The sequence below is a fragment of the Lysinibacillus sp. Ag94 genome (genome assembly GCF_023242215.1).
Taxonomy (GTDB): Bacteria; Bacillota; Bacilli; order Bacillales_A; family Planococcaceae; genus Lysinibacillus.
Genome location: NZ_CP096780.1, coordinates 1,024,079 through 1,041,252 on the forward strand (window position 1 = coordinate 1,024,079; position 17,174 = coordinate 1,041,252).

At 37.7% G+C, this 17,174-nt stretch carries 17 protein-coding genes; all 17 read left to right on the forward strand.

The window, feature by feature from the left end; all coding sequences use genetic code 11:
• The first annotated feature begins 1 nt into the window (after window position 1).
• The 17 genes from MY533_RS04570 (at window position 2) to MY533_RS04650 (ending at window position 16,722) form a co-directional block, all read left to right on the forward strand.
• Window positions 2-2,389: a chemotaxis protein CheW gene (locus MY533_RS04570; RefSeq protein ID WP_248718167.1), complete on the forward strand. Its 2,388-nt coding sequence runs from the start codon at window positions 2-4 to the stop codon at window positions 2,387-2,389.
• A gap of 27 nt (window positions 2,390-2,416) precedes the next feature.
• The gene (locus MY533_RS04575) at window positions 2,417-2,863 is read left to right on the forward strand and encodes a chemotaxis protein CheW (protein WP_248718168.1); all 447 of its coding nucleotides are present in this window, start codon (window positions 2,417-2,419) and stop codon (window positions 2,861-2,863) included.
• 9 nt (window positions 2,864-2,872) lie between these two features.
• Window positions 2,873-3,505, forward strand: a complete 633-nt coding sequence (locus MY533_RS04580) for a chemotaxis protein CheC (RefSeq protein WP_132357421.1) — start codon at window positions 2,873-2,875, stop codon at window positions 3,503-3,505.
• Window positions 3,506-4,012 (forward strand): chemotaxis protein CheD, encoded by a 507-nt coding sequence (locus MY533_RS04585; RefSeq protein WP_248718169.1) that lies wholly within the window; start codon window positions 3,506-3,508, stop codon window positions 4,010-4,012.
• Complete coding sequence (locus tag MY533_RS04590; RefSeq protein WP_248718170.1) at window positions 4,012-4,386, forward strand: hypothetical protein; 375 nt, start codon at window positions 4,012-4,014, stop codon at window positions 4,384-4,386. Before MY533_RS04585 ends, MY533_RS04590 begins: the two co-directional genes overlap by 1 nt.
• A gap of 320 nt (window positions 4,387-4,706) precedes the next feature.
• On the forward strand, window positions 4,707-5,477 hold the full coding sequence (locus MY533_RS04595; RefSeq protein WP_132357418.1) for a FliA/WhiG family RNA polymerase sigma factor: 771 nt from the start codon (window positions 4,707-4,709) through the stop codon (window positions 5,475-5,477).
• A gap of 37 nt (window positions 5,478-5,514) precedes the next feature.
• A complete protein-coding gene (locus MY533_RS04600) occupies window positions 5,515-5,823 on the forward strand; it encodes an RNA polymerase subunit sigma (protein WP_132357417.1) in 309 nt (102 codons plus the stop codon).
• A 9-nt stretch (window positions 5,824-5,832) separates the two neighbouring features.
• Window positions 5,833-6,423: a hypothetical protein gene (locus MY533_RS04605; RefSeq protein WP_248718171.1), complete on the forward strand. Its 591-nt coding sequence runs from the start codon at window positions 5,833-5,835 to the stop codon at window positions 6,421-6,423.
• Between the two features lie 157 nt (window positions 6,424-6,580).
• Entirely contained in the window at window positions 6,581-7,300 is a 720-nt protein-coding gene (gene rpsB / locus MY533_RS04610) for a 30S ribosomal protein S2 (RefSeq protein WP_132357415.1), read from the forward strand.
• A gap of 101 nt (window positions 7,301-7,401) precedes the next feature.
• A complete protein-coding gene (gene tsf, locus MY533_RS04615) occupies window positions 7,402-8,289 on the forward strand; it encodes a translation elongation factor Ts (RefSeq protein ID WP_132357414.1) in 888 nt (295 codons plus the stop codon).
• A 276-nt stretch (window positions 8,290-8,565) separates the two neighbouring features.
• A complete protein-coding gene (gene pyrH / locus MY533_RS04620) occupies window positions 8,566-9,291 on the forward strand; it encodes a UMP kinase (RefSeq protein WP_132357413.1) in 726 nt (241 codons plus the stop codon).
• The gene (gene frr, locus MY533_RS04625) at window positions 9,291-9,848 is read left to right on the forward strand and encodes a ribosome recycling factor (protein ID WP_248718172.1); all 558 of its coding nucleotides are present in this window, start codon (window positions 9,291-9,293) and stop codon (window positions 9,846-9,848) included. The genes pyrH and frr overlap by 1 nt, the downstream gene beginning before the upstream one ends.
• A 500-nt stretch (window positions 9,849-10,348) precedes the next feature.
• On the forward strand, window positions 10,349-11,143 hold the full coding sequence (locus MY533_RS04630; RefSeq protein WP_248718173.1) for an undecaprenyl pyrophosphate synthase: 795 nt from the start codon (window positions 10,349-10,351) through the stop codon (window positions 11,141-11,143).
• Window positions 11,140-11,940 (forward strand): phosphatidate cytidylyltransferase, encoded by an 801-nt coding sequence (locus tag MY533_RS04635; RefSeq protein ID WP_248718174.1) that lies wholly within the window; start codon window positions 11,140-11,142, stop codon window positions 11,938-11,940. Before MY533_RS04630 ends, MY533_RS04635 begins: the two co-directional genes overlap by 4 nt.
• A gap of 158 nt (window positions 11,941-12,098) precedes the next feature.
• Window positions 12,099-13,244, forward strand: coding sequence for a 1-deoxy-D-xylulose-5-phosphate reductoisomerase (dxr, locus tag MY533_RS04640; protein WP_248718175.1), 1,146 nt, complete (start codon window positions 12,099-12,101; stop codon window positions 13,242-13,244).
• Window positions 13,245-13,289: 45 nt separating this feature from the next.
• Window positions 13,290-14,552, forward strand: a complete 1,263-nt coding sequence (gene rseP / locus MY533_RS04645) for an RIP metalloprotease RseP (RefSeq protein ID WP_248718176.1) — start codon at window positions 13,290-13,292, stop codon at window positions 14,550-14,552.
• A 463-nt stretch (window positions 14,553-15,015) separates the two neighbouring features.
• Window positions 15,016-16,722 (forward strand): proline--tRNA ligase, encoded by a 1,707-nt coding sequence (locus MY533_RS04650; RefSeq protein ID WP_248718177.1) that lies wholly within the window; start codon window positions 15,016-15,018, stop codon window positions 16,720-16,722.
• Window positions 16,723-17,174: the final 452 nt, after the last annotated feature.

Below are 17,174 nucleotides of genomic sequence, written 5' to 3' on the forward strand. Positions count from 1 at the left end.
TATGGAAGTCAATCAATATTTAGAGATGTTTATTGAAGAAAGTAAAGACCATTTACAAGCGTGTAGTGAACATTTATTAGAACTAGAAAAAAATCCAGACGATTTGGCGATTGTTGGGGAAATTTTCCGCTCTGCGCATACATTGAAAGGTATGTCTGCGACAATGGGCTTTGAAGATTTAGCAGATTTAACCCATAAAATGGAAAATGTGTTAGATGCGATCCGAAATGAGAAAATCCATGTTTCTCCTGAAATTTTGGATGTTGTCTTTGAGTCTGTAGACCATTTAGAAGAGATGGTGATGGACATTGCAAATGGCGGAGATGGAAAACGTGATGTATCTTCAACTGTTGCTCAATTAAAGCGTATTGAATTAGGTGAGGAAGCGATTCCTGAAGTAGTCACTGCTGAGACACCAGCTACAGCAGTAGCAAGTGTGTTAGAGTATGACGGCTTTGAACAAACAGTTATTGCACAATCTACTGAACAAGGTTTCAATGCATTTGAAATTTCAGTGCGATTACGTGAGGACTGTCTTTTAAAAGCAGCACGAGTATTTATGGTGTTTGAGATTTTAGAAAAAGATGGAGATGTTATTAAATCAAATCCATCAGTAGAAAAGCTTGAAGACGGACAGTTCGACCAACAATTTTACGTAGCTTTCGTAACGAAAGAATCTGCTGAAGCTATGCAGAAAAAGATTATGAGCGTTTCAGAAGTTGAAGAAGTGATTGTCGCAACTATTGAGACACCAACTACTACTGCTGTAGCAAGTGTGTTAGAGTATGACGGCTTTGAACAAACAGTTATTGCACAATCTACTGAACAAGGTTTCAATGCATTCGAAATTTCAGTGAAATTACGTGAGGACTGTCTTTTGAAAGCAGCACGTGTATTTATGGTGTTTGAAATATTAGAAAAAGATGGGGATGTTATTAAATCAAATCCATCTGTAGATAAGCTTGAAGACGAACAATTCGACCAACAATTTTACGTAGCCTTCGTAACAAAAGAATCTGCTGAAGATATGCGGAAAAAGATTATGAAAGTTTCTGAAATCGAAGAAGTGATTGTCGCAACGATCGAACAACAGCAACATAGCGAAAAAGAACAAGCAATTCAAGAAGTAGTGGCAACAGCAACGGTAGAAGTTGAGGCTCAACCTGCTACTGCACCTAAACCAAATACTGCAAAAGCAGCGGCGCCTGCTAAGGCTGAAAAAAATCATGCGCCTGTTGGTAATAAAACAATTCGTGTAAATATCGAGCGACTTGATATATTAATGAACTTATTTGAAGAGCTTGTTATCGATCGTGGACGACTACAGTCTATTGCAACTGAAGTTAACCATGGAGAGTTAAATGAAACAGTGGAACGTATGAGCCGCGTTATGGGTGACTTACAAACGATTATTTTAACGATGCGTATGGTTCCGGTAGAAACAGTATTCAATCGTTTCCCGAAAATGATTCGTCAGTTATCACGTGATCTAAACAAGAAAATTAACCTCGAAATTATTGGTGCTGAAACAGAGCTAGATCGTACCGTAATCGATGAAATTGGGGATCCTCTTGTTCATTTAATTCGTAATTCTGTTGACCACGGTATTGAAAATCCGACTGCTCGTCTTGCAAAAGGTAAACCAGAAGAAGGAACAGTCGTCCTGCGTGCTTATCATAGTGGTAACTATGTCTTTATTGAAATTGAAGATGATGGAGCAGGTATTAACCGTGAAAAAGTACTTGCGAAAGCTATTTCTAAAGGTATTGTTACACAAGAACAATCATATTCAATGTCAGATAAGCAAATCAATGAGCTTATTTTGGCTTCTGGTTTCTCAACGGCGGATGTTATTTCTGACGTATCAGGTCGAGGCGTTGGATTAGACGTTGTGAAAACAACAATAGAATCATTGGGTGGAAATATTTCAATTGAATCTACACAAGATGTAGGATCAGTATTCTCGATTCAATTACCACTGACATTATCGATTATTTCTGTCATGCTAGTAGAAATAGAGAAAGAGATTTATGCAATTCCACTTTCATCAATTATCGAAACTTCCATTATCCGTTCATCTGAAATTATGAATGCGCATAATCAAAAAGTAATCGACTTCCGTGGCAAAGTAGTACCACTCGTATTTTTAGAAGAAATTTTTGAGGTACCTCGCAAAGAACCACAGGGTGACGAATTCCATTCAGTGGTCATCGTTCGAAAAGGTGAGAAGCTTGCTGGTTTAGTTGTAGATTCGTTCATTGGCCAACAAGAAATTGTTCTGAAATCATTAGGAAACTACTTAACGAATATTTTTGCAATTTCAGGTGCAACGATTTTAGGTAACGGTAAAGTAGCCCTAATTGTGGATTGTAACGCACTTATTAAATAAGGTGAATGAATAAGAGAGGTGTAAACAATGACAAATGCAGTGGAACAAGAAAGTATTAAAGTAATTGTTTTTCAACTAGCTGATAAAGAATATGCGATTCCAGTGTCACATGTACAAGGGATTGAAAAACTAATGCATATTACGCGCGTACCGAAAACGGCAAAATATGTAAAAGGTGTTATTAACCTACGCGGTGTCGTAACACCAATTGTAGATTTACGTGAACGGTTTGAATTACCTATTTCTGAGCACGAAGAAACAACACGTATTATCATTATTTCATTAGAAGATATGGAAGTAGGTTTCGTCGTTGACTCCGCAAATGATGTGTTAGACATCCCTGCTGACGCTATTGAACCACAGCCCGAAGTAGTAGGTTCATTGGAAGAAGAGTTTATTTCAGGTGTGGCTAAAATAGATAAACGATTATTAATTTTATTGCATTTAGAAAAAGTACTAAATCCACTAAAGTAGGGATCGATAATGACATATAATCAAAAGATTACATCGCTACATTTAGATGTATTAAAGGAAATTGGTAATATAGGTGCTGCGCATGCTGCGACAGCACTTTCCAATTTACTTGGTAAAAAAATTGATATGCGGGTACCAAAGGTTGAAATGGTGTCATTTAATGACATGATGGAGCTTGCTGGCGGATCTGAAAATGTCGTAGTTGGCATTTATCTACGCATTGAAGGTGATGCTGAAGGTAGTATGTTCTTTATTCTGCCAATTGAACAAGCAAATCGTTTTATTCGTCGTCTCATTTTTGATGAATCATTCGACTTTAAAAAACGACCTGTTTCAGAGTTAGGTTTATCAGCTATGCAGGAGATGGGTAATATTTTATCTGGCTCTTATTTATCGGCGTTATCTGACTTTACAAATTTAAAAATTTATCCAACTGTGCCGGGACTAAGTGTTGACATGTTTGGTGCCATTATTAGTATTGGTTTGATTGAATTATCACACGTTAGCGATAATGTTATCGTCATAAACACATCCATTTTTGAAGACGGTGTAGAGGATCAGGAAACAGTTAGAGGGCATTTCTTTTTATTACCAGATCCAGACTCATTTGATGCTATTTTTAAAGCATTAGGAGTTTCATAAATGATACAAAACAGTAGTAATGGGCAAGTTATAAAAGTTGGAATTGCACAAATGGATGTAGTAAAGTTACCAAATACGATTAGAACATCAGGTCTTGGATCTTGTGTAGGTGTTATTTTATACGATGAATCAAAAAAAATAGCTGGTTTGATTCATGTGATGTTGCCAGATTCGAGTTTAGGTAGACAAGAGTCAATAAATGTGGCCAAATTCGCTGACACAGGCATTGCGGCAATGATTGACTTATTAAAGTTAGAAGGCGTTCAAAAATTCAAGCTAAAGGCAAAAATTGCGGGTGGTGCGCAGATGTTTCAATTTACGTCAGATAAAGATTCCATGCGCATCGGCCCGCGTAATGTTGAAGCTGTTAAGCATGAGCTAAAGCGTCATGGAATTCGTTTAGTTGCCGAAGACACGGGCGGAAATAGTGGTAGAACAATTGAATTTAATCCTGCGACTTCGACATTACATATTCGAACGGTTAACCAAGGAGTGAGCGAAATATAATGTTTGGTTCTATTTTTTATAACCTATGGGGAGCATTAATTGCCTTTTCTATATATTTTTTTAGTACTTTTCTAAAACCTTATACGCCACTACGTATTATCATAGGGTCATTTGTGGCGGGAATAATTGTATTTTTTATCATGTATATTGTAAGATTTTTAATTGCCTATATTTTATTCACACCAGAGGATGCTGAAGACGTCGTTGAAGGTGAGCATGAAGAAAACGAATCCGGCAATCGTGACGAAGACAATCAAGAAACACCGACGGCCAGCTCTACCGTTGAGTTTCAAGATGAAAACTCAGAAGAAATTGCGCAAGCTGTCCGCACAATGATGAATCGTGAGGATGATCCGCAATTAAATAATGCTTAAAAAATAGGAGTCGCGAGTAGCGGCTCTTTTTATAGTTATTTTAATTCTTTTGTGCATAGTAAGTTTTGACTATATCCAAATGAAAAAATGCCTGACACAAAAATGTAAAAAATCTATGATAGAGTCTGAGAAACAAATGAAATTAAAGTCGATTCTTGTTATAATATAGGAAAGAATTACATTGGTTTTTATGTTAGAGGCTGGATAGCTAGTAACGCTTTGTTACCCTCTGTAAATAACTAAAAACAGAAAACAACAAGGTAATATAAGACAGTGGCAAACAGGCGCGTAAATGCGTTTTTCTTAGAGAGGTGGATTACATGACACAACCAATTCTGAACGATGAACAAAAGCTGTGGAACCGCTGGATAAATGAACGTGATCCAGATGCTGGTGATTTACTTATAAAAAAATATATTTCTCTAGTATCTTATCATGTACAACGCATTGGATCGAGCTTACCAAAGAGTGTATCACGAGACGATTTAACGAGCTTAGGTATGGTAGGTCTTTTTGATGCATTAAATAAATTTGATATTAATAGAGACTTAAAATTTGATACATATGCTTCTTTTAGAGTAAGAGGAGCAATTATTGATGGTTTACGTAAGGAAGATTGGTTGCCGCGTTCTGCACGTGAGAAGGCCAAAAAATTAGATGCACAGATTGAACAGTTAGAACAAAAATATATGCGTCATGTAACACCTGAGGAACTTGCGGAACATATGACTTTACCTGTTGAGGAAGTTTACCAAACTGTACAGGAGCATTTCTTTTCAAATGTTCTTTCCATTAATGAGCAGCAAGATCAAGATGAGACAGATGGAAAGTCATTTGTTATTCGTGATGATACAACAACGACACCTGAGCAAGCTGTCGTTAAGTCTGAACTGCTTGGGGATTTAGCAGAAAATATCCAAAAGCTCAATGATAAAGAGCAGCTGGTGCTTAGTTTATTTTATACTGAAGAATTAACATTAACAGAAATTGGAGAAATGCTTGGGTTATCTACATCGCGCATTTCACAAATCCACTCAAAGGCGCTATTAAAGCTACGAAAATTATTATCTAATGAAATGATTAATGCATAATAATCCTTATATACATATCGTTGAAGGAGGGAGTCACATGAGTTTAAAGGGTGTCGAATTACAAATAGCTATTCCAAAAACATTTGAAGCAGGGAAAATGGCGGATCAGGCCCAACAACAAACTTTGGCTCAGCAAGCACATGCTAATGACGCGTTAAAAAAAGAAATAGAACGCAAGCAAAAAGTTGTGAATACTTCAGAGGGTATGGATGAAATTAGTGAAGATGAAGAAGCAGGTGGCGAGTATATAAAAGGTACTCGAAAAAAGAAAAATAAGGATAACGAGAAGCGAGAAACGCAAGCGCAGCATCCGTTTAAAGGAAATTTTGTGGATTTTAGTGGATAGGAGCTTACTATGACAATCATACTAATTGCGATTCTTTTTATTTTACAGCTACTTTCATTTTATTTCCTTATTATATTAAATACGAAGCTAGCAAAATTTAAGGACTTAGAAAAAAAACAGGAGCGCTTAATGCGTGAAATGGATGATACCATTAGTGTTTATTTAACTGAGATGAAAGATGAAAATGATCGCCTAATTCAAGAACTACAACGAGTTTCGAAGTCTGAAACTCAAACGAATGCTGTGAAACATGAAGAACAGATTGAGAGACAAAAGGAGCAATCGCCTTCTTTAACTAAGGAAGAAAGCCCAGTAGACGGTTCTACTAGATTAGATAATGAACCGCGCTTCTATGTGCCCAAAAATATTGTAGCCAATGCTTATTCGCGTCAGCAGCAAACTGAAGCTAAAACAGAAGCTAAAGTGGTGCATTCGTCCCAGCAGCCAACTAATGCAACTAAAAAGGAAGAAGCGAAGCCATTAACAATAGAACAACAAGCTGTTGAATTAGCGAAACAAGGTAAAACAGCAGAAGAAATTGCCAAGCAGCTGCAAAAAGGGAAAACAGAGATTGAGCTTTTATTGAAATTTCAGCACTAAAACAGTTGCGAATGGGATAAAGCTATGATATAGTTGCAAATGGTGTTATTAATACACACGCATTTTGATGTAGTAAGTGGTGCTCTAAGTATAGGGTAGCTTGTTGCAAGTGATAAATGCGGAGGATAAAAACCAAACATACTAGGAGGAAATTCACATGTCAGTAATTTCTATGAAACAATTACTTGAAGCTGGTGTACATTTCGGTCACCAAACTCGTCGTTGGAACCCAAAAATGAAGAAATATATCTTCGTTGAGCGTAACGGGATCTACATCATCGACTTACAAAAAACTGTTAAAAAATTAGAGGAAGCTTATGACTTCATGCGTCAAGTTGGTCAAGACGGTGGTAAAGTTCTTTTCGTTGGTACGAAAAAACAAGCACAAGAAGCGATCAAAGATGAAGCTGAACGTTCAGGCAACTACTACATCAACCAACGTTGGTTAGGTGGTACTCTTACAAACTTCGGTACTATTCAAAAACGTGTTGCACGTATGAAAGCAATCGAAAAAATGGAAGAAGAAGGAACTTTCGAAGTTCTACCTAAAAAAGAAGTAATCCAACTTAAAAAAGAACACGAACGTCTAATCAAATTCTTAGGCGGTATCCGTGATATGCACGATCTTCCAGACGTAATGTTCGTGGTTGACCCACGTAAAGAACGCATTGCTGTTGCAGAAGCTCGTAAATTAAACATCCCTCTAGTAGGTATTGTTGATACAAACTGTGATCCAGATGAAATCGACTACGTAATCCCTGCTAATGATGATGCTATTCGCGCTGTTAAACTTTTAACTGCTAAAATGGCTGACGCTTTAATCGAGTCAAAACAAGGTGAAGAAGAAGCTCCAGCTGTAGAAGCTGCTGCTGAGTAATTCACGTTTACAAAAAGGTGATAAGTGGCTCAGGACCCTTATCACCTTTTTTAGAACTTATCACTAAAATTTGTACAACCAATTTGAGGAGGAAACACTAAATGGCAAACATTACTGCACAATTAGTAAAAGAATTACGTGAAAAAACTGGCGCTGGAATGATGGATTGTAAAAAAGCGTTAGTACAAACTGATGGCGATATTGATGCTGCAATCGATTTCCTACGTGAAAAAGGTCTTTCTTCAGCTGCTAAAAAAGCTGACCGTATCGCTGCAGAAGGTACTACTTACATTTTAGAACAAGGTAACGAAGCAATCATCCTTGAAGTTAACGCTGAAACAGACTTCGTTGCTAAAAACGATAAATTCCAAGTATTAGTTGCTTCTTTAGCTGAGCAATTACTTGCTGCTAAACCTGCAACAGTTGAAGCTGCATTAGAGCTTACAAATGCTGAAGGTGTGAAAATTGTTGACCAAATTTCAACTGCAGTTGCAACTATCGGTGAAAAAATCACGCTTCGTCGTTTCGAAGTAAAAACAAAAACTGATGCAGATGCATTCGGTTCTTACTTACACATGGGCGGCCGCATCGGTGTATTAGTTACTTTAGAAGGTTCTACAGATGCTTCAGCTGCTAAAGATGTTGCTATGCATATCGCAGCTATTAACCCTACTTATGTTTCTCGCGATGAAGTTTCTGCTGAAGAAGTTGAACGTGAGCGTAAAGTATTAACTGAACAAGCTCTTAACGAAGGTAAACCAGAAAACATCGTAGCTAAAATGGTTGAAGGTCGTCTTGGTAAATACTTCGAAGATGTTTGCTTACTTGACCAAACATTCGTTAAAAACTCAGATCAAAAAGTACGTGACTTCGTTGCTTCAACTGGCGGTTCAGTAAACGGCTTCGTACGTTACGCTGTAGGTGAAGGTATCGAAAAACGTGAAGATAACTTTGCTGAAGAAGTAATGAGCCAAGTTAAAGGTAACTAATTTACTTGCGTTTGATCCTAATCAAATAATATCTAGATTTTCTAGACAAAAAATGGGGAACACAACATAGCGTGTTCCCTATTTTTCCGAAATGAGCGAAAAAAAGATATAATTGGTTCATCCACCAATATTGTGGAACGCAAATCACCACACGTTATGGTGATGAGCCATATAATTTCCTATTCTGCCTTATTCATAACTAGCAATTATTGTTATTTATACTATAATGGAAAAGGGAATAGAGATGTTTTAAATAAAGTCTGACGGAGGTTTACAATGAGTGTGCCACAATATAATCGAGTAGTTATAAAATTAAGTGGTGAAGCGTTAGCTGGGGAAGCGGGCTTCGGTTTATCACCAAAAATTATCAAGTCTGTTGCAGAACAGGTAAAAGAAGTAGTAGATCTTGATGTAGAAGTTGCTGTTGTTGTAGGTGGCGGTAATATATGGCGTGGAAAGATCGGTAGCGAAATGGGAATGGATCGTGCAGCAGCCGATTATATGGGTATGTTAGCAACGGTTATGAACTCTTTAGCGTTACAAGATGCACTAGAGAAATTAGGAATAGAAACACGTGTGCAATCTTCTATCGTAATGACACAAGTAGCCGAGCCATATATTCGCCGTAAAGCAGTTCGTCATCTTGAGAAAAAACGTGTAGTTATTTTTGCAGCAGGTACTGGTAACCCATTCTTCTCTACTGATACTACAGCTGCGTTACGTGCAGCTGAAATCGACGCGGATGCGATTTTAATGGCAAAAAATAATGTAGATGGTGTTTATTCTGCAGATCCAAAAGTGGATGCAACTGCCATTAAATATGATACACTCACTTACTTAGACGTTATCCAACAAGGCTTACAAGTAATGGATTCTACAGCTTCTACTTTATGTATGGATAACGATATTCCGTTAATTGTCTTCTCAATTACGGAACCAGGTAATATTAAACGTGCCGTACAAGGCGAAAAAATTGGAACAGTTGTTAGGAGGAATGCATAATGGCTAAACAAGTTTTAGAACAAGCTAAAGAAAAAATGAACAAAACAATTGCTGCTTTTTCACGTGAACTATCTTCAATCCGTGCAGGTCGTGCAAATGCAGCTTTATTAGATCGCATTACAGTTGATTATTATGGTGCACCAACACCGATTAATCAGCTTGGGGGTGTTTCGGTACCAGAAGCACGCTTATTAGTTATTACACCTTACGACAAAACAATTTTAGGTGAAATCGAAAAAGCAATTATGAAATCAGATATTGGTATTACACCAACAAATGATGGATCTGTTATTCGTTTAATGATTCCTGCTTTAACAGAAGATCGTCGTAAAGATCTTGTGAAGCAAGTGAAAAAAGAAGCAGAGGATGCAAAAATCGCTGTACGTAATGTTCGTCGCGATGCGAATGATGATCTAAAAAAACTTGAAAAAGCTGGCGAAATCACAGAAGATGATCTACGTGGCTACGGTGAAGATATTCAAAAATTAACAGATGAATTCATCGTTAAAGTAGATCAAGTGACGAAAGAAAAAGAAAAAGAAATTCTAGAAGTGTAAGCAACTCGTTTTGCATATCTATGATGGAACTTTTTGATGAGATGAAGGCGTCCTATATATATAAAGGACGTCTTTTCTCTTTACTGTTAAAGTGTCTTCATTCAGGCAGGTATACAAATACTTACCGTGACAGAGCATCTTTAATGGTTTTAAGGGAAATATCTTTCATCTACTTTTGCTTTCATTTAAGATTAAGAAGAACTATTCTTAACGTGAACTAAAAATACATTATTATGAACAAAATAAGGGAAACAATTACCCCTTCAATTGAGTGGGCGTGATAAAAGTCTTAAAAGCCCCTCTACAAAAAAAGTTCATCACCAAAGGTTGATAAGTTGATGTTCATTTAACTCAACATATGGTGATATCTTAAATGTGTGTAGTTCTAAAATAAGGTAGTTCATACATAGTCAATTTAGAGGGAAAAAAAAGACAAAACGCGCTTTTGTTTGTTATGATAGGTTAGTATACGTCCGATTAGTTGTAGTGGGGGAGTTAGCATGTTTAAAAAGCTATTAGGTAAACAAATAAATATAGATTCACTATCATTGGAGGAACGTGTTGCCCTTGCTAAAAACGAGCCGATTCCTGCCCATGTAGCGATTATTATGGACGGAAATGGACGTTGGGCAAAGAAACGTGCCATGCCACGTGTTGCTGGGCACCATGAAGGTATGAAGACGGTACGAAAGGTAACTAGATTTGCGTCAGATCTTGGTATTAAAGTTTTAACGGTGTACGCATTCTCTACAGAAAATTGGAAGCGACCAAAACCAGAGGTCGATTTCCTAATGCGTTTACCTGTAGAATTTTTAGGTTCCTTTTTACCTGAAATGATGGAACGCAATGTACGTGTTGAGATGATAGGAGATCCATCATTATTACCTGAACATACGCAAAAAGCGTTGTATGAAGCGATGGAGGAGACGAAGCATAATACAGGTTTAATTCTAAATTTTGCTCTGAATTATGGAAGTCGTTCAGAAATGGTTAACGCCATGAAAACAATGCTTCAGAAGGTGCAGGATGGTCAACTAACGATGCAAGACATAACAGAGGAATGCTTGACATCTCATTTAATGACGGCTCATTTGCCTGAGCCAGATTTATTAATCCGTACAAGTGGTGAAGTGCGATTAAGCAACTTTATGTTATGGCAGCTCGCCTATACAGAATTTTGGTTTACAGATACATTGTGGCCAGATTTTAGCGAGGAAAACTTACTGGCAGCGGTGGAAAACTACCAGAAACGTAATCGCCGTTACGGTGGGTTGAAGGGAGAAGAAACAACTTGAAACAACGAATTATTACAGCAATAATTGCAGCAGCACTATTTATTCCATTCGTTATTTATGGAAAAGTGCCATTTACAATACTTGTGCTTGCAATGGCTGTTGTCGGCTTTTATGAAATACTAAAAATGAAAGGTATTTCCCTTTTTTCAATACCTGGTTTTTTAGGGTTACTAACATTAATACTTCTTGTTATACCAACAGACTGGTCAAATAAGGTAGTAGATGCAATTGGCTATTCCTCCAATTTAATGGTTGTGTATGGTCTAATGATGCTATTACTCATATATGTAGTCCTTGTAAAAAATAAAATTACATTCGATGAAGTTGCATTTATATTATTAGGTGCGTTTTATGTCGGGTTAGGCTTCCATTACTTAATCGAAACACGAAGCTATGGTCTAGAGTTTGTCGTTTATTGTTTACTTGTAGTTTGGACAACTGACTCAGGTGCATATTTTGTAGGAAGAAAACTAGGCAAAAACAAGCTATGGCCTGAAATTTCACCGAAGAAAACCGTGGAAGGTTTTATTGGGGGAATTGTCATTGCTGTAATCTTTGCTGTTGGGATGCAGGCAATTTATCCGTTTGCGAACGGCTATGTCTCACTTATTTTCATCACAATTTTTGCGTCAATTATTGGTCAAATGGGTGATTTAGTGGAATCGGCTATCAAGCGTCATTTTGACGTAAAGGATTCCGGCAATATTTTACCTGGCCATGGCGGTATTTTAGATCGCTTTGATAGTCTATTATTTGTCGTGCCTTTACTCCATTTTTTACATCTTTTTGGTAACTAGGGACAATAGCGGCTCGTTGGACTCTTCTTGGAAAGAGTCTAGTCGGAACTACAATACTTATGGTGATGAGCCATAACCATAGCATTTACCGCTAAACAGAGTGGTAATAATCGTGCTATATCATTTTTGCTGAGATAGAAAAAGGGGGACAACTCGTCGTGAAAAAAATTAGTTTACTTGGTGCAACTGGTTCAATCGGTTGGCAAACCTATGATATTTTAAAAGAACAACGCGATACCTTTCATTTAGTAGCGTTTTCTTCAGGAAAAAATATCAAAAAAACTCGTGAAATGATTGAAACTTTAAAGCCTGAGCTTGTATCTGTTCAATTAGAAGAAGATGCCATGATGCTCGCTAAAGAATATCCACAAGTACACTTTACGTTTGGTGCAAAAGGGCTTGTAGAGGTCGCTACACATCCTGATTCGACAGTGCTAGTAAACGCGGTTCTTGGAAGTGTTGGACTAGAATCGACATTAGCTGCAATTCGCATGGGCAAAGCAATTGCCATTGCCAATAAAGAAACACTTGTAACCGCTGGCCATTTAGTGATGGCAGAGGCTAAGAAATATAACGCAGCAATTTTGCCCGTTGATAGTGAGCATTCTGCGATTTTCCAATCGATGAATGGTGAGAATCCGAAAAATATTGAACGATTAATTATTACGGCTTCTGGTGGTAGCTTCCGTGACAAAACACGCGAGGAATTGAAGCATGTAACGGTTGCGGATGCTCTAAATCACCCGAACTGGTCAATGGGTGCGAAAATTACGATAGATTCAGCTACAATGATGAATAAAGGGCTAGAAGTCATTGAAGCACATGTGTTATTTAATATGCCTTATGATAAAATTGATGTACTTTTGCATAGAGAAAGTATTATTCACTCTCTAGTTGAGTATCATGATACTAGTGTCATTGCACAGCTAGGTACGCCGGACATGCGTGTACCTATCCAATATGCATTAAGTTACCCAGATCGTATGCCGCTACATAACGGACAACGACTTAATTTAGCACAAATTGGTGAGCTACATTTTAAAGAAATGGATATGGAACGTTATCCAGCATTGCGACTAGCATATGAGGCTGGGCGCACAGGCGGTACAATTTTAACAGCGATGAATGCAGCAAATGAAGCTGCAGTTGCGGCATTTTTACAAGGGAAAATAACATTCCTTGAAATTGACGAAACGATTGAGCGTGTAATGCAAGCACATAACAACATATTAGTGCCAGATTTACAAACAATTTTGCATGTGGACAGGGAAACGAGAAAAACAGTGTTAGACATGGTAAAATAAAGAGAGAAAATATCGTTAACTATTCGCTTTTAAAGGTGGGGTTTTATGCAAACAGCTATTGCATTTATTTTAATATTTGGCCTACTTGTATTCTTCCATGAATTTGGTCACTTCTTATTCGCGAAACGAGCAGGAATTATGGTTCGGGAATTTGCAATCGGTATGGGACCAAAAATTTATGGAAAAACACATGGTGAAACAATCTATACGATACGTTTATTGCCGATCGGCGGTTATGTGCGTATGGCTGGCGAGGACATGGATGGCGCCGAATTACAGCCGGGCTATCGAGTAGGGCTTATTGTAGATGAAGATAATGTTGTAAAGAAAATTATCTTTAATCAAAATAATAAGCAATTACCAGATTTGTTATTTTTAGAAGTTGAGCATGCCGATTTAGAAAAGGATTTGTTTGTAGAAGGCTATGATGAAGAGGAAAAATTAGTTCGTTATAATGTTGCAAGAGATTGTATGCTTGTAGAAAACGGAAAAGAAACGTTGATTGCACCATACGATCGTCAATTTAACGCTAAGACAGTCGGTCAACGAGCTATGACAATCTTTGCTGGCCCGTTATTTAACTTTATATTAGCGTTTATTATTTATATGCTGATTGGATTAATTCATGGTGTACCTACGTATGAGCCAATCATTACAGAAGTAGTAGAAAATGATCCAGCTGCACAAGCAGGAATGCTTGCAGGTGATAAAGTAGTTGGCATTGACGGACAAGTAGTTAAAAAATGGCAAGACTTAGCTGCTATTGTACAAGATCACCCTGGTGAAAATATTACTGTAACAGTTGATCGAAATGGTCAGCAAGTTAACCTAAATATGAAGGTAAAAGAAATAGTACAAAATGGCGATAAATATGGTCAAATAGGGGTTAAGTATGAGAGCCCACGTGAATTTAATCCATTAAAGGCTGTTGTTTATGGCGCGCAAGAAACTTATAATATGACTGTTCGAATTTTTGAATTGCTTGGTATGTTAATTACCGGTAAGTTCACGATAGATGCTCTATCAGGACCAGTAGGAATTTATAAAGCGACAGAGCAGGTCGCTCAATATGGATTTATGAATTTAATGAATTGGGCTGCGATGTTAAGTATTAACCTTGGAATTATGAATTTACTACCGCTTCCAGCACTTGATGGTGGTCGTCTATTGTTCTTCGGCTTCGAAGCGGTAAGAGGCAAACCAATAGATCGTCAAAAAGAGGGTCTTGTGCATTTTGTCGGTATCGTATTATTGATGATCTTAATGGTCGTAGTTACATGGAATGATATACAACGATTTTTCTTTTAACTTATTTTCAGCACATGCCAAACATCCTCACATAGAGGAACTCAGTCTAAGCACGCCACGTCACATCGATCCTGCTGTGCTTAGGCAAAAAACATGTTGCTGCGCTGCGTTAGCACTATGCTTTTGCGCAAAAAACATTTGTTGGCCTAATGCCTCTCAGTGGATGTCACCTAAAATCATTGCATCCATGCGATAACGGCTAATTGACCTGCATCACGGCTAAAGCACAAAGCCAATTCCAGACGCAATTATGCAGAGGTATAATTGAGCTAAATAAATGAAGTTAAGTTAAGTTTTTCAAGTGAAATATAGTTAGAAGATGCCAAGGCAAGTATGCTAAGGTGAAAATGGATTGAAAAAACATAGCTTTGAGCGCAATTTTTTTGAAACATTGCGTTCAAAGCTAAATTTGTTTATGCTAATTAGAGTATAAAACTTATCTATTAAAAAGGTGGAACACTGAATGAAGCAAAGTAAAACATTTATCCCAACGCTACGTGAAGTACCTGCTGATGCAGAGGTAAAATCACATAAGCAATTATTACGTGCAGGGTTTATTCGTCAAAATACAAGTGGGGTATACTCGTATTTACCGCTTGCAAAACGTGTGTTAACAAAAATAGAAAATATTATTCGTGAAGAGATGGAAGCGATCAATTCTATTGAGCTTTTAATGCCTTCATTACAATCTGCGGAACTTTGGCAGGAATCAGGCCGCTGGGAAAAATACGGTCCAGAATTAATGCGTTTAAAGGACCGTCATGATCGTGATTTTGCATTAGGGCCAACTCATGAAGAAGTGATTACAACTTTAGTACGCGATGAAATTAAATCGTATAAAAAATTACCGCTAACACTTTATCAAATTCAAACTAAATTCCGTGATGAAAAACGTCCTCGCTTTGGTTTACTACGAGGCAGAGAGTTTATTATGAAAGATGCATACTCTTTCCATGCATCACGTGAAAGTTTGGATGAAACATATGATGATATGTATCGTGCTTATTCAAATATTTTCTCTCGTCTAGGTTTAAACTATCGTGCAGTTATTGCAGATGCAGGCTCGATTGGTGGGAAAGGTACGCATGAATTTATGGTGCTTTCTGAAATTGGGGAAGATACAATTGCATACTCTGACACGTCTAATTATGCTGCAAACATCGAAATGGCAGAAGTTCTTGTAGACTATCAACCATCAGATGAAGCATTAAAAGAGCTTGAAAAAGTGGCAACACCGGACCAAAAAACAATCGAAGAAGTATCAGCTTTCTTAAATGTTGAGCCTTCAAATGTCATTAAATCATTAGTATTTGATGTTGACGGTGAATTAGTTGTTGTCCTTGCTCGTGGAGATCACGAAATTAATGATATTAAGCTGAAAAATGCGCTTGATGCTGGTTCTGTTGAACTTGCTAGTGAAGCGGCAATCCGTGATTTATTAGGCTGTGGAGTTGGTTCAATCGGTCCTGTTAAATTACCAGTAGACGTCAAAGTAGTGGCTGACAATGCTATTAAATCTATACGTAACGGTGTAGCTGGTGCAAATGAAGATGGCTTCCATTTAGTTAATGCTAATCCAGAGCGTGATTTTGCAGTGAATGAATACTTAGATATTCGTTTTATTCAAGAGGGTGATCCATCTCCAGATGGACAAGGATTGATCAAATTTGCAGAAGGTATCGAGGTTGGTCATATTTTCAAATTAGGAACAACGTACTCTGCAAAAATGAATGGTACATTCTTAGACGAACAAGGTAAATCACAACCGTTTATCATGGGATGCTATGGTATTGGTGTATCACGTATTTTAGCTGCTGTTGCAGAGCATTTCCAAGATGAAAATGGTTTTGTTTGGCCAACACAATTAGCGCCATATGATATCCATGTTGTCCCTGTTAATACTAAGGATGAAACACAGGTTGCTTTAGCTGATGAGCTATATGGCTTATTAAAATCATACCGTTATGATGTGCTATTAGATGATCGTGCTGAGCGAGCTGGGGTTAAATTCGCAGATGCTGACTTAATTGGCTTACCGGTCCGCGTAACAGTAGGTAAAAAAGCAACAGAAGGTATTGTTGAGGTTAAATTCCGTCAAACAGGTGAAACGTTCGAATGGAAAAAAGAAGAGGTCATTGATCGCTTAAATGAATTTTTCCGCAAAAATTAACTCCTTTTAGCTGAAGTCCCTTTTTAGTGGGTGTCCAAGCACCCGCTGAAATAGAGGAACTCAGTCTAAGAACGCCACAACGACTGATTGTCCAACTTCGTGATGGCCTAAAGCATGGAATCGGAAAGGAGCTAAGGTTTGCTAGCCTAAATTCATCGATTTCGATAACGGCTACTGACCTGCATATGCAGGCCTAAGTGCCAAGCCGATTCAAGATTGATTTTCCTTTAGAAATGCTTGTCCCAAAAAGGATGAAATGGCATTAAATAGATAAAGATTCGCGCCACTTCTCGGGGACAGCGAGCCAAGCATGAATTCATAGATATTTAGGATTTGTGAGGCTTGACAGTCGCCCGCGGAAAGGGAGCGAATTTTTTCTTTGGTTCGTAAACGTTGGTGAGGAAATAAAACAAGGGGCTTTTAAGACTGCCTCTTTCTGAAAGTAGGTGTCA